General features: G+C 69.9%; 14 protein-coding genes. 8 read left to right on the top strand and 6 right to left on the bottom strand.

Going from position 1 to position 16,683, the window contains the following annotated elements:
* Nucleotides 1-256: hypothetical protein (locus ACFW22_RS34450; RefSeq protein ID WP_386412398.1), on the top strand; the 256-nt coding region annotated here is incomplete at its 5' end.
* Between the two features lie 113 nt (nt 257-369).
* Here ACFW22_RS34450 and ACFW22_RS34445 read toward each other — a convergent pair.
* Nucleotides 370-1,296, bottom strand: coding sequence for an NADP-dependent oxidoreductase (locus ACFW22_RS34445; protein ID WP_386412396.1), 927 nt, complete (start codon nt 1,294-1,296; stop codon nt 370-372).
* 211 nt (nt 1,297-1,507) lie between these two features.
* Here ACFW22_RS34445 and ACFW22_RS34440 point away from each other — a divergent pair, with 211 nt between their 5' ends.
* Together ACFW22_RS34440 and ACFW22_RS34435 are read left to right on the top strand one after the other, a co-directional pair.
* On the top strand, nt 1,508-2,752 hold the full coding sequence (locus ACFW22_RS34440) for a LuxR C-terminal-related transcriptional regulator (protein WP_386412393.1): 1,245 nt from the start codon (nt 1,508-1,510) through the stop codon (nt 2,750-2,752).
* Between the two features lie 165 nt (nt 2,753-2,917).
* Nucleotides 2,918-4,609: a bifunctional 3'-5' exonuclease/DNA polymerase gene (locus ACFW22_RS34435; RefSeq protein ID WP_386412391.1), complete on the top strand. Its 1,692-nt coding sequence runs from the start codon at nt 2,918-2,920 to the stop codon at nt 4,607-4,609.
* Nucleotides 4,610-4,808: 199 nt separating this feature from the next.
* On the opposite strand, the gene ACFW22_RS34430 is transcribed toward ACFW22_RS34435, so the two are convergent.
* Together ACFW22_RS34430 and ACFW22_RS34425 are read right to left on the bottom strand one after the other, a co-directional pair.
* Nucleotides 4,809-6,125 carry a hypothetical protein gene (locus ACFW22_RS34430; RefSeq protein ID WP_386412388.1) on the bottom strand — a complete coding sequence of 439 codons (1,317 nt, stop codon included), beginning with the start codon at nt 6,123-6,125 and terminating at the stop codon, nt 4,809-4,811.
* 45 nt (nt 6,126-6,170) lie between these two features.
* Entirely contained in the window at nt 6,171-6,680 is a 510-nt protein-coding gene (locus ACFW22_RS34425) for a SigE family RNA polymerase sigma factor (RefSeq protein ID WP_386412386.1), read from the bottom strand.
* A gap of 129 nt (nt 6,681-6,809) precedes the next feature.
* On the opposite strand from ACFW22_RS34425, the gene ACFW22_RS34420 reads away from it, so the two are divergent.
* Complete coding sequence (locus ACFW22_RS34420) at nt 6,810-7,193, top strand: DUF6479 family protein (RefSeq protein WP_384871553.1); 384 nt, start codon at nt 6,810-6,812, stop codon at nt 7,191-7,193.
* A gap of 600 nt (nt 7,194-7,793) precedes the next feature.
* Here the strand turns inward: ACFW22_RS34420 and ACFW22_RS34415 are convergent.
* Nucleotides 7,794-8,819, bottom strand: a complete 1,026-nt coding sequence (locus tag ACFW22_RS34415; protein ID WP_386412383.1) for an NAD(P)-dependent alcohol dehydrogenase — start codon at nt 8,817-8,819, stop codon at nt 7,794-7,796.
* Complete coding sequence (locus tag ACFW22_RS34410) at nt 8,816-9,253, bottom strand: hypothetical protein (protein WP_386412380.1); 438 nt, start codon at nt 9,251-9,253, stop codon at nt 8,816-8,818. The genes ACFW22_RS34415 and ACFW22_RS34410 overlap by 4 nt, the downstream gene beginning before the upstream one ends.
* Before the next feature lie 86 nt (nt 9,254-9,339).
* On the opposite strand from ACFW22_RS34410, the gene ACFW22_RS34405 reads away from it, so the two are divergent.
* The 4 genes from ACFW22_RS34405 (at nt 9,340) to ACFW22_RS34390 (ending at nt 15,226) form a co-directional block, all read left to right on the top strand.
* On the top strand, nt 9,340-10,140 hold the full coding sequence (locus ACFW22_RS34405; protein ID WP_386412378.1) for a helix-turn-helix domain-containing protein: 801 nt from the start codon (nt 9,340-9,342) through the stop codon (nt 10,138-10,140).
* Between the two features lie 633 nt (nt 10,141-10,773).
* Entirely contained in the window at nt 10,774-12,198 is a 1,425-nt protein-coding gene (locus ACFW22_RS34400) for a hypothetical protein (protein WP_386412376.1), read from the top strand.
* 1,347 nt (nt 12,199-13,545) lie between these two features.
* Nucleotides 13,546-14,490, top strand: coding sequence for a DNA adenine methylase (locus ACFW22_RS34395; RefSeq protein ID WP_386412401.1), 945 nt, complete (start codon nt 13,546-13,548; stop codon nt 14,488-14,490).
* 31 nt (nt 14,491-14,521) lie between these two features.
* Nucleotides 14,522-15,226, top strand: coding sequence for an HNH endonuclease (locus tag ACFW22_RS34390; RefSeq protein ID WP_386412373.1), 705 nt, complete (start codon nt 14,522-14,524; stop codon nt 15,224-15,226).
* A 94-nt stretch (nt 15,227-15,320) separates the two neighbouring features.
* Here ACFW22_RS34390 and ACFW22_RS34385 read toward each other — a convergent pair whose 3' ends face one another.
* Nucleotides 15,321-16,577, bottom strand: a complete 1,257-nt coding sequence (locus ACFW22_RS34385) for a transcriptional regulator (protein WP_386412371.1) — start codon at nt 16,575-16,577, stop codon at nt 15,321-15,323.
* Nucleotides 16,578-16,683: the final 106 nt, after the last annotated feature.

The following is a 16,683-nucleotide window of genomic DNA, read 5'->3' as shown; positions in this document are numbered from 1 at the left end:
CTTCCCCGTCCACAGGCTGTGGACGGGGAAGCGCTCGCTCCGGGAACTCCGCACCCGCTGGGCCCTCACCGCCCCGGACGGCCCGGACGCCGCCGGAGTCGACGTCCCCTCCGCGCGGGTGGCCTCCTCACCGCCCGGGGCCGTGGCCGGCACGGCGGCGGGCGGGCGCGCGGGCGGCGGGCGCGGTCACCGCGTCGGCCCTCCCCGCATGGCGGCCCGTGCGCCGAGCGGCCATGGTGGGACGACGGGACGGTGACCGGGGTCGGAGCCGGGTCACCGCCCCGCCCTGCGACGGAACGGCAGGCCGTGCACCCCGGGACGCGGCACGACCGACACCGCCCCGGCCCCTCCCCTCCGGCCGGGCCCCGCCTACGGAAGCAGGACGATCTTGCCCCGGACGTGTCCCGACTCGCTCAACTCCTGTGCCCGTGCGGCCTCCTTCAGCGGAAGCACCTCCGCCAGGCGGACCGCAAGCCCACCTTCCGCGGCCAGCCGGGCCTGCTCGGTGAGCCCCCGCCGCACCGCCTCCGGCTCCCCGGTGACGCCGGAGAACACGATCCCGTGCTCCGCCGCATCGGTCGCCGCGATCGTCACGATCCGCTCCTTCGCCGCGTCACCACCGCCCAGGAGGTCGATCGCGACCGGCAGCACGCCGTGCCCGGCGGCGTCGAAGACCGCGTCGACCCCCTCCGGGGCAACGGCACGGACCCGGTCCGCCAAGCCCTCCCCGTACGCCACAGGAATCGCACCGAGCTCCCGCAGATGGCCGTGGTTGGCCTCCGAAGCGCTGCCCACCACCGTGATCCCGGCAGCGACGGCGAGTTGCACGGCGACGGATCCGACGACGCCCGCCGCACCGTGCAGGAACAACGTCTCGCCCGCCCGCACCCGGAGCAGGTCCAGGACGCGCCGGGCGGTCTCGCCCGCCACCGGGAGGCTCGCGGCGGCCTCCCAGGAGAGTCCGGCGGGCTTGGGCGCGACGGTGCCGGCGATGGCGTACTCGGCGTAGGCGCCCGTCTCGGTCCAGCCGAGGACCTCGTCGCCGACGGCCAGATCGGTGACGCCCTCGCCGAGCGCGTCGACGGTTCCGGCGAACTCCAGGCCGGGAACGGCGGGGAAGGCGGTCGGGTAGAAGTCCTCGACCCAGCCGTAACGCCGCTTCCAGTCCAAGGGGTTGACCCCGACCGCCGCCACCCTGACCCGCACCTCGCCGGGACCCGGCTCCGGCACGGGGACACCGGTCGCCCGGCGCAGCACCTCGGGGCCGCCGAACTCCTCGTACACGATCGCTTCCATCTGGGCCTCCCGTTGACCATTCGGCTCGGTTCCACGTCCTGACGTGCACGTCCGCGATCCCGCACCCCGGCGTGCACGTCCACGCACTCCGCGTGTTTCGACGGAGCCCAGCCTGCGCCGCCGGCCCCCCTCGCCCCGCCCTCCCGACGGCCAGTACCACCTGGCCGGAAGACGGGGTGGCCCCCGACCGCCCGGCACTAGGCTGATCTCCATGGACGCGCTCACGCTGGCCACCGTGTACGAGGTCATCCGGCAGCCGCTCGGAAAGATCCTCCCCGAGGTCTCGGCCGCCCTCGCCCCCCTCGTCCCGCACGTGGACGCGGCCGAACTCGCCACCCACTGCGCCCACTCCCCCTTCAAGACGCTCGGCGGGACGGACCTGCTGACCGCTTCCGAACTGGCCCCCCTGCTCGCGGCCGGCGTCCCCGGCACCCCCTGGCAGGGCCGCGCGACGATCGGCGGCCGGGAGCGCGAGGTCCTCGCCGTCACCAGTCACGCCACCCGACGCGGAGCGGTCCTCGTGCTCGTGCGCGAAGACGGCGCCGCCCCGGCCGACGCCTCCGTGCTCGCCGCGGCGCAGGCCCTGTGGGACGTGGTCACCGCACACTTCGACCGGTTCGCCAAGGAGGCCGTGCCGGGCGCCCTGGCCCGCTCCCGGACGGCGGCCGACACCCGGGCCCGGGTGATCGCCGAGCTCACGGCCTCGCACGCGGCAGCGCTCTCCGGAGTCCTCGGGGTGCTGCGCAGCCGGGCCCTGGACGACACGACGGCCCGTGCGAGCGCCACCGACCTGGCCGCGTCCGCGCTGATCGAGATGCGGGCGGAACAACGGCGGGACCGGGAGGTCGCGGAGGAACCCGCCCCGGACGCCTTCGAACGGCTCGCCGGCGAGCTGCGCCCCCTGCTGCGGCACAGCAAGGTGCGGCTCGAACTGGGCGCACCCGACTCGACGCGCTCCATCGCCGCGGACGTGGCGCACAGTGCCCGGGCCATCGTCCGGTCGCTGCTGCTGGTCGTCCTGGAGCAGGACTCGGTGCGCCGGGTCCACGTCGGCTGGCAGCTGACCGCGCACGAACTGCGCGCCTCCATCAGGGACGACGGCGCGGGCGCACTCGCCCCGTGCGACCTGGGTGCGGGCACCGTCCGGGACCGGCTCGACGTGCTCGGCGGACGGCTGGACACGGACGTGGTCCCGGGCTGGGGCACGACGATCACGGCGGTGATCCCCCTCTCGACCCCGGAGGCCCCCGTCGAGGCGGTCCACCCGCTGACCGGGCTCGGCGACCGCGAGGTGCAGGTCCTCCAGCACCTGGCGCAGGGGCACCGGAACCGGCGGATCGCGGAGGAGCTGCACATCAGCGAGTCGACGGTGAAGTTCCACGTCGCGAACATCCTCAACAAGCTGGGCGTCGACTCCCGCGGCCAGGCCGCCGCCCTCTTCCACGCGGCGGCCTGACCCGGTCGGACCGGACCCCGTGCCGCGGGGGCGGCGCCCGTTCGGGGGCGCGTCGCCCGTTCGGTCCGGCGCCCGTTCGGCCGTGTGTACCCGTCCGGGTCGGACCACCCGTACGCACCGCCCGCGTCCCGGGCGGTGTCAGTGGCGGGTGCCAGACTCGAAGGCATGAGCGACAGGTGGGCGCTGGCCGCCGAGGCCGAGGGGAACGGAGCACTACTCGTCCCCCTCGGTCCGGACGGACTGCCCTCCGGGCCGGTGCGGCGCGAGCGGGACCTCGCCGAGGCCGTGCGGTCCAGACCCGAGGTGACCCGCTGGGTGTGGCGGTCGACGGCCGAGGTGTATCCGCGGCTGCTCTCCGCCGGCGTCCGCGTCGAGCGGTGCTACGACGTCGAGGACGCCGAGCAACTCCTCCTCGGTCACGAGGGCCGGCTGGGCGAACCGCGCTCGGCCGCCGCGGCCTGGGCGCGCCTGCAGAACGCCCCCGTGCCACCGGATCCGCCCCAGCGGGCCGCCGAGCCCGGCTCCCAGGACTCGCTCTTCGAGCCCCGACCGAGTGTCTCCGTACCGTTCGACGGCCTCCTCGCGGTCTACGCCGAGCAGTTGCGGCGCCACGGCCGGACCGCGCACCCGGGCAGGATGCGACTGCTCACGGCGGCCGAGTCGGCAGGAATGCTGGTGGCGGCCGAGATGCACCGGGCCGGGCTGCCGTGGCGGGCGGACGTGCACCGCGAGCTGCTGGGAGAGCTCCTCGGCGAGCGGTACGCCGGCGGCGGCGAGCCGCGCCGCCTGGCCGAGCTCGCGGACGAGGTGTCGGCGGCGTTCGGCCGCCGGGTCCGGCCCGACCTGCCCGCCGACGTGGTGAAGGCCTTCGCGGGGGCCGGCGTGCGGCTGAAGTCCACGCGCCGCTGGGAACTGTCGGAAGTGGACCATCCGGCGGTGGAACCGCTGATCGCGTACAAGAAGCTGTACCGCATCTGGACGGCACACGGCTGGTCGTGGCTGTCCGACTGGGTGCGGGACGGCCGCTTCCGCCCGGAGTACCTGCCCGGCGGCACGGTCAGCGGACGCTGGACGACCAACGGGGGCGGGGCGCTGCAGATCCCGAAGGTGATCCGACGGGCGGTGGTCGCCGACGAGGGCTGGCGGCTGGTGGTCGCCGACGCCGACCAGATGGAGCCGCGCGTCCTGGCCGCGATCTCCCGCGACCCCGGTCTGATGGAGGTCGCGGGGCACCCCGACGACCTGTACGGCCGGCTCTCCGACCGGGCCTTCTCCGGCGACCGGGCCCACGCCAAGCTGGCGCTGCTCGGCGCGATCTACGGGCAGACCAGCGGCGACGGCCTGAAGAACCTGGCGGCGCTGCGGCGCCGCTTCCCCCGGGCGGTGGCCTATGTCGACGAGGCGGCGAAGGCAGGCGAGGAGGGCCGGCTGGTGCGGACCTGGCTGGGCAGGACCAGCCCGCGGGCCGTGGGCCCGGACGCCGACGAGGAGGCGGGGCTTCCGCAGGAGGGCGGGGAAGGAGCCCCGGAGGAGGGCGCGTTCGTCCCGGGGTACGCCTCGGGAAACGCCCGGGCCCGGGGCCGGTTCACCCGCAACTTCGTCGTACAGGGCAGCGCAGCCGACTGGGCGCTGCTGATGCTGGCCGCGCTGCGGCGATCCCTCGCGGGGATGCGGGCGGAGCTGGTGTTCTTCCAGCACGACGAGGTGATCGTGCACTGTCCTGCGGAGGAGGCGGAAGCGGTGACGGCCGCGATCCGGGCGGCCGGGGACGAAGCGGGTCGGATCACCTTCGGGGAGACGCCGGTGCGGTTCCCGTTCACGACGGCGACGGTCGAGCGGTACGCGGACGCGAAGTAGGACGGGCGGGCGACAGGGACGCGGACGCGCAGCAGACCCTGCGGCCCGGAAGACACTCCTCCGGGCCGCACGGAGCGGACGTCCTGTGGTTCCGGGGCGCTGGCGGGCGGGCGGCGAAAGGGCGCCACGGGCGTCCGGCGGCACCGGCGTCCGGCGGCACGGGAGGTCCCCGCACCGTCGGACGCCTCGCGACCGCCGGCTACTTCAGGGGCAGGTTCTTCCACTTCGGGCTCAGCGCGAGCTCCTTCAACTGCTCCATGGAGAGCGCGGGTTCGGGACGCGTGGCGGCCTCGTGCAGGGAACCCGCGTTGTAGGCGGAGACGATGACCCGGAAGCCCTCCGGGCTCAGGGTGTCGACCTTCCACCAGACGACCCCCTCGCCACCCTTCTCCCCCGGCTGCTGGGCGTACGTGACCTTGGTGCCGTCGGGCAGGATCACCACGCCGTCACCGGTGAAGAGCCCGGCGACCGCCTCCCCGGCGGCGGGCTGCACGTCGACGGCGACGAGGCTCTTGCCCTTGCCGTCGTCGACCACCACGTACCCGTGGCTGCCCTCGCCGGCAGTGTGCGTGATGGTGAGGTCCTGGGTCAGGAGGGAACGCAGGGTGGCCTGGACGGCGGCCTGTTCCGGCGCGGTGGTCGGCCGGCTCCCGCCGGTGCCGGTCCCGGGCCCCGTCGGAAGCGCGGGGAACTGGTCGAGGAGCGGACGCCAGGCGTCCGCCGCGATGAGCGCCTTGAGCTGAGCAGGAGTGAAGGGCGGGTTCTCCCGGGTGGCCTCGGTGCCCTTCTCGGCGGGGGCGTTGTACTCGTCGACGTCGATCAGGAACCCGTCCTTGGTGAGCAGGACCGCCGACCAGTTCTTGGTCCCATCGCGCTTGTCGGAGTACTCGTACCCCTGGAAGATCATGAACCGGTCGCCACCCGGCAGTGTCCCGGTGCTGCAGCCGTCGACCGGGACGACCACCTCGTCGGGGCAGGTGATCTGGTTCTCCCCGGCCTCGGAGCCCTCCCCGGCCCGGTAGAGGCCGACGGTGACGCCCGCCTTGCCCTCGCCGTCGTCGTAGACGCCGGCGAGGGCCTGGCCCGTGCCCTCCAGGCCGTCGAACTGCCACTGGCCGGCCGGAGTGTGGGCCTGGAGGACGGCGGCGATGTCCTTCAACGGGATCTCCACGGTGAAGGGCAACGGCTTCGCCGGTTCCTCGGTGCCCGTGGCCTGGGGGGGCGCGGCCACGGAGGCGGTCGTCACCCGTCCGGCGGGGCCGAGCAGCGAGCCCCCGTACACGCCGCCGACGCCGACGGCCGCGAGCGCGAGGACGCCACCGGTCACCGCGAGACGACGGCGCACCAGGCGGCGCCGGCCGCGCTGGAGCCCGCCCGCGACCAGCTCGCGCCGGTCATCGACCTCGAAGCCGTCACCGGCACTGCGGAGGATCGCTCCGAGCTCCTCCTCGAAACGCCCGTGCGGGACGTCATCGTTCTGAGATCGTTCGTTCTGGGATCGTTCGTTCTGGGGCATGCCGAAATCACCGTCTCCGGTCAGTGAGGAAAGAAGCAGGGGTGGTCAGCGGGCGACGAGCTCGGTGATGCTGTCTCCGAGGTGCTCCCGGAGCTTCGCCAGTGCCCGTGTCGAGCGGGTGCGCACCGTGGCGGAGCTGACGTTCAGGGCGTCGGCGGTCTCTTCGATGCTGCGGTCCTCCCAGTACCGCAGCACGACGACGGCCCGGTACTTCGGTGCGAGACCGGCCAGCGCGTCGAACAGGGCGATCCGCAGTGCCGGGTCCTCACCGTCCTGGCGGACGCGATCGGGCAGTTCGCCGAGGGGGCGCTCGGTGGCCGAGCGGCGCCGCTGGTGGCTGAGGAAGGTGCGGACGAGTACGGTCTGGGCGTATGCGGCGGGGTTCCCGATCCGTGACCTCCGGCCCCAGAGGGCGTACATCCGGCCGAGCGTCTCCTGCGTGAGGTCCTCGGCCAGGTGGGTGTCGCCGCTGGTCAGCAAGCATGCAGAGCGGAACAGATGGCCCGTACGTGCGGCAGCGAACTCCAAGAACTCGTCCGCGCGGGGCTTTCTCATGCCCCTCCTTTCCTCACGGTCACGTGGCGTGGTCGCTGTACACCTCACTGACGCGACGGGGCCCGGGAAATGTTTCAAGGGATTCCCGCTCAACGCGTCCAAAGAAGCGGAATCGGGTAATCCTGAAGTATGAACACTCTCAGCGCAGCAGACACCCTGGCCGCTGGAGTTTGGCAGTCAGGCCTGGCCCAGGTCCTCGGCGGTCTCATCATCGTCGCCGTCCTCATCGGAGCCGTCTGGCTGGGCTTCCGGGTCCGCGACCGCGAGTCCGCACCACCCAAACCGGAGGAACAGCCGCACCGGCCCGACAGCGGAGCACTGCCCGGGGAAACCTCCGAGTACCGCAAGCCGGCGGAGATGCCGCACACCGACGGCGAGCACCGGCTCATGCCGTACCAGCTCAAGGGCTCCGGCACGGAAACCTCCACCGACCCGCCGAGCGAGGAGAAGCGCAAGTGGGGCGGGATCTCCAGCGGAGGCTTCGGCAGCGGCGGCACGGGGCACGGCGACTGACCACCGAAGGAAGCGGAACGCACCGGCCCACGAAGGGGGCGCGTTCCCCTTCGGCCCTGGCCGCACGCTCCCGAAGCCCGCAGCACCCGGCCGGGACCACGGCCACACGCACGGCAGGACCTCGGCTCCGGCGCCGTGTCCGCCGAACGACGAAACCCCAGGTCAGAAGAGTCCGACCTGGGGTTCCAGAACGAGCCGCCTTCGGGATTCGAACCCGAGACCCACGCATCACGAGGGCCGTCCAAGACGTGCCGAGTCGTTCCGGACGGCGCCTCGGCGTCCGGAACCACCTGGTCGGGCCATGGTCTCCGTGATGTGCGGTACGGCTCGTCACGGCTCATGCCGCACCGTCCGCTCGCGCATCGCCCACCCTCGCCGGTGCAGCTCTGCTCCAGAAGTGCGTGCCGGGAAGTCACCGAGCCCGGCGACCGCGGTCCGGTCGTCACCAAGAGCCACCGCATACGGGCCGGTGAGCCGGGGCGCCGCGTAGCGTGGAGCGCCCCGGGCTCGGTTCAAGCTCAGGCGAGACGGACGGGCAGTGCCCGCCACCGCTGCGATGGCGGGCACTGCCCCCTTGTCGGGCCTCACGCGGTGTCACCGCTAGCGCTGGATGACCACCTTGCCGAAGGGCCTGCCGTCCCGGAAGTACCGGTAGGCGTCGGCGGCTTCGTCGAACCCGAAGACCCGGTCGACCACCGGGCGAGTGCCGTGTGCGACGATCGCCCGGTTCATCGCCTCGAAGTCGGTGCGGCTGCCGACCGCGATCCGGCGGATCGACAGGTACCGGCCCGCGAACGGATCGGTGACCGGCTCCCCGCCGGGGAAGGCACCGATCAGGGTGACCTGAGCGTTGTAGGCGCCCGCGGCGATCGACTTCGGCAGGGTCTCCAGACCCACCGCGTCGACGATGTGCTCGGCGCCCTCGCCATCGGTGAGGTCCAGAACCACGCGCTCCCAGTCGGGCACCTCCGTCCGGTCTACGGTCTCGTCGGCGCCGAGTTCCTGCAGCCGCTGCGCCTTTTCGGGGCTGGAGGTCACCGAAATGACCCGGGCCCCGTGGATGCGGGCGAACTGCACCGCGGACAGCGCGACGGTACCGGTGCCGACGGTCACCACGGTGGCACCCGGCTCGACCGGCAGCGGCCGGGCCAGCGCCGACCACGCGACAAGGCCGGCGCAGGGCAGACTCGCCGCTTCGGCATCGGTGAGGTGTTCGGGCACCCGGACCGCAGAGTCCTGGTGCATCAACAGGTGTTCGGCCAGCCATCCGTCGTGGTTGGCACCGAACTGCTCCCGCACCAGGGACAGCCGCTGCGGTCCGTCGATCCAGTGCAGGAAGTAGGTCGAGGTGACCCGGTCGCCGACCGCGACCCGGGTCACGTTCGCACCCACCCCGACGACCTCGCCGACGCCGTCGGAGAGCGGGACGACTCCGGGTGCGGTGGGGACCGGGTAGGTGCCGTCCATCAGCATCAGGTCACGGCGGTTCAACGAGGCCGCCCGCACCCGAACCAAGACCTGGTCCGGGCCGGGTTCCGGGATCGGTCGCGGCCGCGCGACCAGGCCGAAGAGCTGCGACGACAGCGGGTCCAGGTGGTAGGCGACGGAGTTCGTCGCGCCGCTCACGCGACGTACTCGTGGTCGGAGCGGACCCGCCCGTCGGCGTCGAAGGCCAGCACTTCGAGGCCGGAGCCGGCCACGCTCCCGTCCCGCCGCGAGCGCATCACCCAGGTCAGCGCCACTGCGGCGCCCGCGTGCCGGATCACCTCCCCCTCCTGCTCGAACACGAATTCGCCGGAGGCGACGAACATCTCGTAGGCCCGGGTGACCCGCTGGTACATGGCGTCGTGGCCGCGGACCTCGACGGCCGGGAACGGGAGGCCGTACGCCGCGGCGGTGTCGCGGATGCCCTCGGGCGGGTTGACGAGCACCTGGTGGCCGCCCTCGGACCAGACCTCGCGGATCAGGCGTCGGCGCCGTTCCGCCTCGGGCTCGTTCCACTGGGCGATCCAGCGGTCGATCAACTGCTTCAGTTCGGCGTCAGTGGGTTCGTGGCTCATGTCGGGAAGTCTGCGGCGCGGCCGGGGGACGCGCGATTCCCCGCAGGGAATGGCGAAGTGTCCGGGCCGCGTTGTTCATTGACACCATGACGACCGTGACGGAAGCAGGGCTGTTCGCCCGGGAACTGCGCCGCTGGCGTGGCAGCCGCCGGCTCAGCCAACTGGATCTGGCGATCCGCGCGGATACCACACAGCGCTATGTGAGCTACCTCGAACAGGGCCGGTCCCGCCCCGGGCGCACCGTGGTGCTACGGCTGGCCGAGTCGCTCGGGCTGTCGCTGCGGGAGCGCAACGCGCTGCTGCTGACGGCGGGTTACGCCCCCGTGTACGCAGAGTCCGACTGGGACGCACCGCACCTGGCGCCGATGCGGTCGGCGCTGCGCAGCGTCCTCGACGGCCACCTCGCGTATCCGGCGCTGATCGTGGACGCGCTGGGCCGGGTGATCGAGACGAACGCCGCCTTCGCCCTGTTCCTCGAAGGCGCCCCACCGGAGCTGCTGCGCGAACCGGTGAACGTGCGGCGCTTGGCCCTGCATCCGGACGGGATGGCCCGCCGGGTGGTCAACCTCCCCGAGTGGGGCCGTCACATCACGGAGGCGCTGCGGGTCCGCTCCAGGCTCAGCCCCGATCCCGAACTCGAACAGCTGCTCATCGAGTTGGAGGGCTACCTGCCGCCGACCGCGCCGAGCCCCGACTACGTCGGATTCGCCGTCCCGCTGCGCCTGCGCACCGAGGAAGGCGAGCTGCGCCTGATCACCACGCTGATGTCGATCGCCACCACCGACGACGTCTCGCTGGCCGAACTCCACCTGGAGGCCTTCCTGCCCGCCGACGCCGCAACCGCCGAGATCCTGCAGGCCCGTGCCGAGCGCATCACCACCGTCTGAGGGCGGCACCGTCGCACACCCCGCGGTGGAGACCACCTCGCGCTCAGCCCCTGCGATGACACCGGCGGTCACCCGGGAACGCCGGACCCACTACGGGGATCGAACCCGTGATGTCGCGTTCAACCCGGCGGCCCACGTCGAGATCGATCCCGTGCACAAGTCGAAGGCGCTCGTGTGGACGCACGGGCAGGTCGCCCAGCGGGAGCAGACGGGAGAAGTGGGTTCCCGCGCGGCTCCGCTCAGGCATCGCTCACGCGAGCGAAGTCTCGGCACCCCGGCCGTGTGACCCGTCATGCCCCGGCAACAGAAAACCCCAGGTCACGGGTGATGTGACCTGGGGTTTCTCTGAGCCGCCTTCGGGATTCGAACCCGAGACCTACGCATTACGAGGGCCCGCAAGATCATCCCGGGTGGTGCTGCGCCGTGCCGCCGAATCCCGCTTTCGCCGATCAGAGGCTTGCGGCCGTGATCACCGTGACGCCGGGTCCTCCCTCGTGCCACCCAGTCCGCTCACGCAGCGCTCACGCAGGCAGAGCGTCTGGCGACCGCAAACCCGCAGGTCTCCGATGCTGCCAGAAGCGACCACCCGTACGAGTCATTGCCCCAGGCCCGGCTCCGGGGTGAGCTGTTTCCATGCATCGCTGGTCTCCCCTGAACGAACGACAGCTCGCCCTGCTCGGCCGGCTCGCGAACGGCAAGGAGTCCGAGGAGCCCTGGGACCCCGGTGCGTTCCGCACGGCCTACGCGCTGCGCGACCGAGGGCTGGTGACGATCAAACGCAGCGGGAGTGAGGTGGATGCCAAGGTCACCGAGGCCGGCACCTTCTACATCCAGCACGGCCATCACCCGGACGACCCCGCGCATGCCGGGGAAAACAAGACCGCCAGAGAGAAGGCGGCAGGTGGTACGCGCTCCGCGTCCTACGCCGACAGGCCAGTGGCACTCGCCCGTCGGACCAAGGCGAAGGAGCTCATCGAGCGACTCGTTACGGACAGACGGGTCACCTTCACCAAGCCCGACGACGCCACGGTGACGGAGTGGCGACGCCTGATCGACTACGCGAAGCGCCACAGCCTCATCCCTGAGGGCAGGCGCATCGAAAGTCTCCGCATGTGGAATCGCGACCTGCAGATCTCTCTGGTCGAGGGGCCACACCCCAACTCGCTGCGACAGAGACCGGACGAGGCGCCGCCCGTCCACGTACCCACTCAGTTGCGCTCTCCGCATCCGGTCGTGGCCGCACTGAGAGATGACGAGGGCCGACTCGTCATGCCCGCACCGCTGCGCCGCCGATCGTTGCTGCTGCTCCAGGGCCTCGCGGCCGAGGCAATACGTCGAGGGCACAAGGTAAAGGAGCATGAAGTCCCCTCCCGCCGGCGCAGCCGCGCCTACACCACGTACGACGGGCGGCACCACCCCTCCAGCTACTCCCTCCGTGAGGGCGAACTGGACCTGTTCGTGAACGGCTTCACCTACACCGTCACGATCCAGCAGGAGTCTCCCCAGTCCACCGATCCGGAGCGCTCGAAGAGCCTCGTGATCGAACTCGGCTACAGCCGATCCAGCCGGCAGTCCCGCTGGGCCGATCGCAAGCGCTGGGTGCTGGAGGACATCCTGGGAGCAGTGCTCCGAGAGATCGAGACCCGCGCCGTAGAGGACGCCCAGCGGAAGGCGGACGAAGAGCGGGCGAAGGCCGAGCGCGAGGTCCGCTGGCGGGCGGCCATGGAGAAGGCGAAGGAACTGGCCGCCCAGGAGCAATATGCCGAGGTACTCCGTGCGCAGGCGGGCCAGTGGCAGGAAGCGGCAAGCCTGACCGCGTACTGCAATGCCCTGGAGCGTCGGCTGGAAGAGGCGGCCGGGGAAGACGAGGCGGCGGCGGACTCGGCACAACGCTGGCTGACCTGGGCGCGCCGGTACGTTCAGAGCCTCGACCCACTGACCCGTCTACCCGCCATGCCCACCGCTCGCGAACCCAAGCCCGAGGAGCTGGCGCCCTACCTGAACGGCTGGAGCCCGCACGGCCCTGAAGCGCACCGCGGCTCGTGGGGTTCCCGCTGAGGAGAAACTGGAACCCCACGAGGCACTCCAACACCGAGCTGATGCCGGCGTCGCACCTTGGGCGAGACCGAAACAGGCGAAAGATCCCCGGACTTCGATTCTTCCGCGTTGCCGCCTTGGGGCGCTTCCTCTGGATGGGAAAATATCCAGCGCCCAATTGCCGGAAATTCGAAGGTCACCCCAGGAGCCGTTGAGGGTGAGAGCGGAAGCACGGATTCTTCCCCAGCCAGGCTTGGATCTCGGCGGTATTGCGAATGCCGCAATACCCTCGGAACATGTCGAGCCCCAGGGGCACGGCTTAGTCGATCTGCGGCAGGACCTTCGCGAACTCGATACCTCAGCGGCGGCCATGGAGTTCCGATAAGACGACGCCACCGACTATATCGAAAGCAGCGAACATTCTGCCAATTCCACCCCGGCGCGAGTCCCACATGCACCGCTGAGGCATACCGGAAATCAGCGACAGCCCTAGCTGGGGCAATTCAGCGCCTGGATTTTGAACTCCTTTTCGGCGCACACAACATCACAACTTTCTCGCGTGGGTTGCACTGCAAGCTGTCGACGTCGACGAATTTATTGACCAACTGCGGCTCGGCAGAGATCTTAGAAAGATCCTACGGATACGACTTGAGGCCGAATCATTTCTAGATCCGCCTGATCATAGTTTTCGGCAGTCCCGAATGCCCCACCATCAAGGCTCGCGACCAATGGGCCGTCTACGCCTGGCATGGACTCCCTTGGCGCCACGAGGATGTCTTCGACCCGGTCGAGGTGAATCAAGGGTGACGGGCCCGTCCGGGACTCATCATTGGGCCCGTCTAGCCACAGGCGGATAGACCTCGACCACCATCGATTCACCATTTCATGGGCGATGCCAAGAGTTCTGCAGCAATCCCCTTATTCGTGCCGCCCTCCACACGACGGAGCGCAATCTTCACCCACGCCCTCAGGAATTGCACCACCTTCGCGCCACCCCAGTCGCGTCAACTCCACCGCTCAGCCTCGGACAGCATCAGGTCCGAGTTAGACCGACCTGGCCGCGACTCATCCACCTGGTCCGCCAGCCGCCGATCCGCGAACCCCGTGAGCGCCACCTGCCGCCCGGTTCCGTAGTCAGATCAAGCTCCGCTGCCACAGCCACATTCGACACCCCGGCAGCACAGGGTAGGGCGGTCCGAGCCCTTTGCGCCAAGCGAGCCGATACCGCAAGATCTACCCACTGCAGCAAATCGGCGCGCTCTTCGATAGACCGTACGAATTCCACAGCGCGAGGCCCCCGCAGCATGGAAATTGCCTACCAATTCAGAGTCGACATTCGCGGCGCTATACACTATCATTGCACACGTGATGAACCTCCTGGACCTTACCGAAGCTGGATCGGACGGATTCCTGACCCTCAAGCCAGGGCGACTGCCCGCCTTGACGAACACGCCTCACCCGTTCCCATACCAAGGCAGCAAGCGCGCACTGGCTCACGCCGTGCTTCGATTTCTACCGTCAGACACGGCGACGCTAGTGGAACCGTTCGCCGGGTCTGCTGCAATTAGCATCGCCTCAAGGTACGCACGCATGGCAAGTCAAGTTGTCATGAATGATGTGAATGAGCCTCTCATGGCAATGTGGCAGCGCATCATCGATGATCCAGCAGGCCTCGCAGACGAATACGAAGCGATGTGGAATCAGTCGCTGGAAGACCCCAAGGCATTCTTCTTGACGAAGCGGGCCGAGTTCAACGAGACATTCGACCCTGCGATCCTGCTATACCTGCTGAATCGCATCGTGAAGGGTGCCGTCCGGTACGGCAAGAATGGCGCTTTCAATCAATCAGCCGACAATCGGAGGCTCGGCGCCAAGCCGGCTACTGTTCGTGATCGCCTCGCCCGGACTTCGAAGGTCATGCAAGGAACAACAGTCCGCTCTGGGTCCTACGAGTCACTACTCACCCAGGCGAACCAGGCTGATGTCGTCTACATGGATCCGCCGTACCAGGGCGTCACAAACGTTGCCGACCACAGGTACATGGCCGGCCTCGTGCGCGGCGACTTCGAGCGGGTGCTGCGTGAGGCGAACGCCAACGGCGTGTCATACATGGTGTCGTACGACGTTATCCGTCCGGACAACAAGTACGGCGAGGCACTGAGCGCCGACCTCGAACTGACGCACCTGCACCTCTTGGCCGGCCGGTCGGCACAGTCCACACTCAGCGGCGGCACCGACGTGACCGTCGAGTCCCTGTACCTGTCGCCTGCGCTGGTCCAGCGCCTGGGTGGCACGAAGTCTCTTATCGCCTGACCGGACAGCCACCCTCGCATAGAGTGTCTGGGTGGCTGACTCTAACTACTCACCCGCTTTTCTGGCCTGGGCCGCCGAGGTGCGGACGTCGAAGCGCGCGCAGAAGGCGCTTGAGTTCCTACTCGACAAGGGCAGCGTCACTACGGGTGACCTGCAAGCGGTCGGCTACGACCACCCGCCGCGTGCGATTCGCGACCTCAAGGACGCGGGCTTCACCATCGAGAGCATGATGGTGAACGTCGATGGCAAGCGCATGAGCCAATACACCCTCATCGACTCCATGAGCGCCGACTTCGCGCAGCGCAAGCCAATCCCGCTCGCTTTCCGCAAGCAGCTGTTCGAAGAACACGGCTACAGATGCGCAGTATGCGGGGGCGTCTTCATCACGCGCATGTTGCAGGCGGACCACCGCATTCCGTTTCATGTGGGGGGTGACCCTGACATATTTGAGACGATGGACTTCATGCCACTGTGCGGCTCGGACAACCGAGGCAAGTCCATGTCCTGCGAGACGTGTGCAAACTGGGAAGTACGCGACCCGTCAACGTGCAAGACGTGCTACTGGCACGACCCCACGAACTATAAGCACGTTGCCACGGCCGAGGAACGACGACTAGCGATCACAGCTCGCGGCGACGACGTGCCCGTGATCGACGCGCTTATGTCGGAAGCCGCGAGTTCGGGCAAGTCCGCCGCTGAACTAGCCTTGCAACGACTGCGCGACGCCGACAGGTAGCGGTCACGCCCGCCAAAGCGCTGTAGCGACCTTGTGATGCGATCGCGAGGCATCAGGATCGGTTGGACGTCCATACGCGCCAGTTCACCCTGCGTCAGCCAGCGGGGAGAGCCCGGAGGCGGTCGCGGAACTCTCGCACGGCCGGCACTGCGGAGTGCGGTTCGAGGTAGCGGCTGAACTTGGTCAGCCGGACGTGTGCCCGGTCGGAGCGGACGCGGTTCTCCAGCAGTTCCAGACCGACGTTGGCGGCATCGAGAGCGCCGTCGAGGTCTCGGGCTGCCAGTCGTGCTGTGGCGAGGCGTCCGGAGCGTACGGCCCGGTCGCGCGGTACCGCTTGGTCCACCGCGACCGCGAGGGCGCTGGTGGCGCGCTCGGGGAAGCCGGAGCGGAGCATGATCTTGCCCTCGGTGGACTTGAGTTGGGCCTCGCCGTACCAGCCGAGCCAGTCGGGGCGGTCGCCTTCGCGGTGGCCGCCCCACAGGTCGTAGGCCCTGTTGAGCGACTTGCCGGCCGCCTCGTGCTGGGTGTCTCGGGACAGGGCCTCCGCCTGGTGGAGGTAGAGGTACGAGGTCGCCGCAGGCGGTAGGGCCGAGGGGGCGTTGCCGATGGCGGTGTCGATCAGCTTCACACGTGCGGCCGTGTCGCCGGAGTCGGAGATGTGGACGCCCATCTCGGCGAGGATGAAGGCTCCGAAGCCGTCGTCCTGGGCGCTGTGGGCGCTGCGGAGGGCGCCGACGTAGTAGCGCTGGCCGAGGGAACGGAGGCCCTTGTCGTAGGCCATCCAACCGGCGAGGTACGACACCCGGGCCGCCGTGGCGTACAGGCGGTGCTCGATGGCGTCGGTGTAGCGCCCGTGGTCGAGAAGACTGGTGATCAGTGCGAGATCGCTGGTGGCCTGGTCCAGGAGGCGGGCGCCGCCCATCTGATCGTCGAGCGTACGGAGGGTGTCCACGCGCGCTTCGATGGTGGTCACCATCGCGTCGGTGACACGGTCGCCGTCGATTGCCGAGGCGAACGCCTCTGGGGCGGCTGCCCAGTTGGCGGCAACTCCCGTCAGCGCGACGCCGGTGATTGACAGGAAGCCGCGACGATCCATGTGGCCGCTCCTGACAAGATCAGCGAATACCTTCACGGTGCCGGCCGGAGTCCACGGGGCCGCCAGGGCCGTCGACTCCCAGGCTGGCAGCCACCGCGGCCAGGGCACCGAGCGTACGTGGTCCTCGGGGACGCCCAGCAGGTCGGCGAGCACCCGTTGCGCGTCCGCGTCGGGTGCCTGTCCCTGCTCCCACTTCCAGACCGTCGTCCGGTTCGTGGCCAGTGGCAGGCCCATCTCCGCACCGCGTTCGCGCATGAGCCGGGCTAAGACCGACCGGCGAATGGATCACTTGAGGCGCCGGGTGGTGGGGCGGCCGTCCCAGCGATAACGGCTCGTCGCTCGGCGTATCAGCATACGGAGC

Source organism: Streptomyces sp. NPDC058872, from assembly GCF_042743065.1.
In the GTDB taxonomy this organism is placed as follows: Bacteria; Actinomycetota; Actinomycetes; order Streptomycetales; family Streptomycetaceae; genus Streptomyces.
Note: the sequence above shows the minus strand (reverse complement) of the source record. Positions and strands in the feature narration are given on the sequence as shown.

Coding starts and splice junctions, on each gene's coding strand:
- ACFW22_RS34435 (WP_386412391.1), top strand. CDS start 2,918: ATGAGCGACAGGTGGGCGCTGGCCGCCGAGGCCGAGGGGAACGGAGCA.
- ACFW22_RS34405 (WP_386412378.1), top strand. CDS start 9,340: ATGACGACCGTGACGGAAGCAGGGCTGTTCGCCCGGGAACTGCGCCGC.
- ACFW22_RS34430 (WP_386412388.1), bottom strand. CDS start 6,125: ATGCCCCAGAACGAACGATCCCAGAACGAACGATCTCAGAACGATGAC.
- ACFW22_RS34400 (WP_386412376.1), top strand. CDS start 10,774: ATGCATCGCTGGTCTCCCCTGAACGAACGACAGCTCGCCCTGCTCGGC.
- ACFW22_RS34425 (WP_386412386.1), bottom strand. CDS start 6,680: ATGAGAAAGCCCCGCGCGGACGAGTTCTTGGAGTTCGCTGCCGCACGT.
- ACFW22_RS34420 (WP_384871553.1), top strand. CDS start 6,810: ATGAACACTCTCAGCGCAGCAGACACCCTGGCCGCTGGAGTTTGGCAG.
- ACFW22_RS34440 (WP_386412393.1), top strand. CDS start 1,508: ATGGACGCGCTCACGCTGGCCACCGTGTACGAGGTCATCCGGCAGCCG.
- ACFW22_RS34395 (WP_386412401.1), top strand. CDS start 13,546: ATGAACCTCCTGGACCTTACCGAAGCTGGATCGGACGGATTCCTGACC.
- ACFW22_RS34410 (WP_386412380.1), bottom strand. CDS start 9,253: ATGAGCCACGAACCCACTGACGCCGAACTGAAGCAGTTGATCGACCGC.
- ACFW22_RS34385 (WP_386412371.1), bottom strand. CDS start 16,577: ATGCGCGAACGCGGTGCGGAGATGGGCCTGCCACTGGCCACGAACCGG.
- ACFW22_RS34445 (WP_386412396.1), bottom strand. CDS start 1,296: ATGGAAGCGATCGTGTACGAGGAGTTCGGCGGCCCCGAGGTGCTGCGC.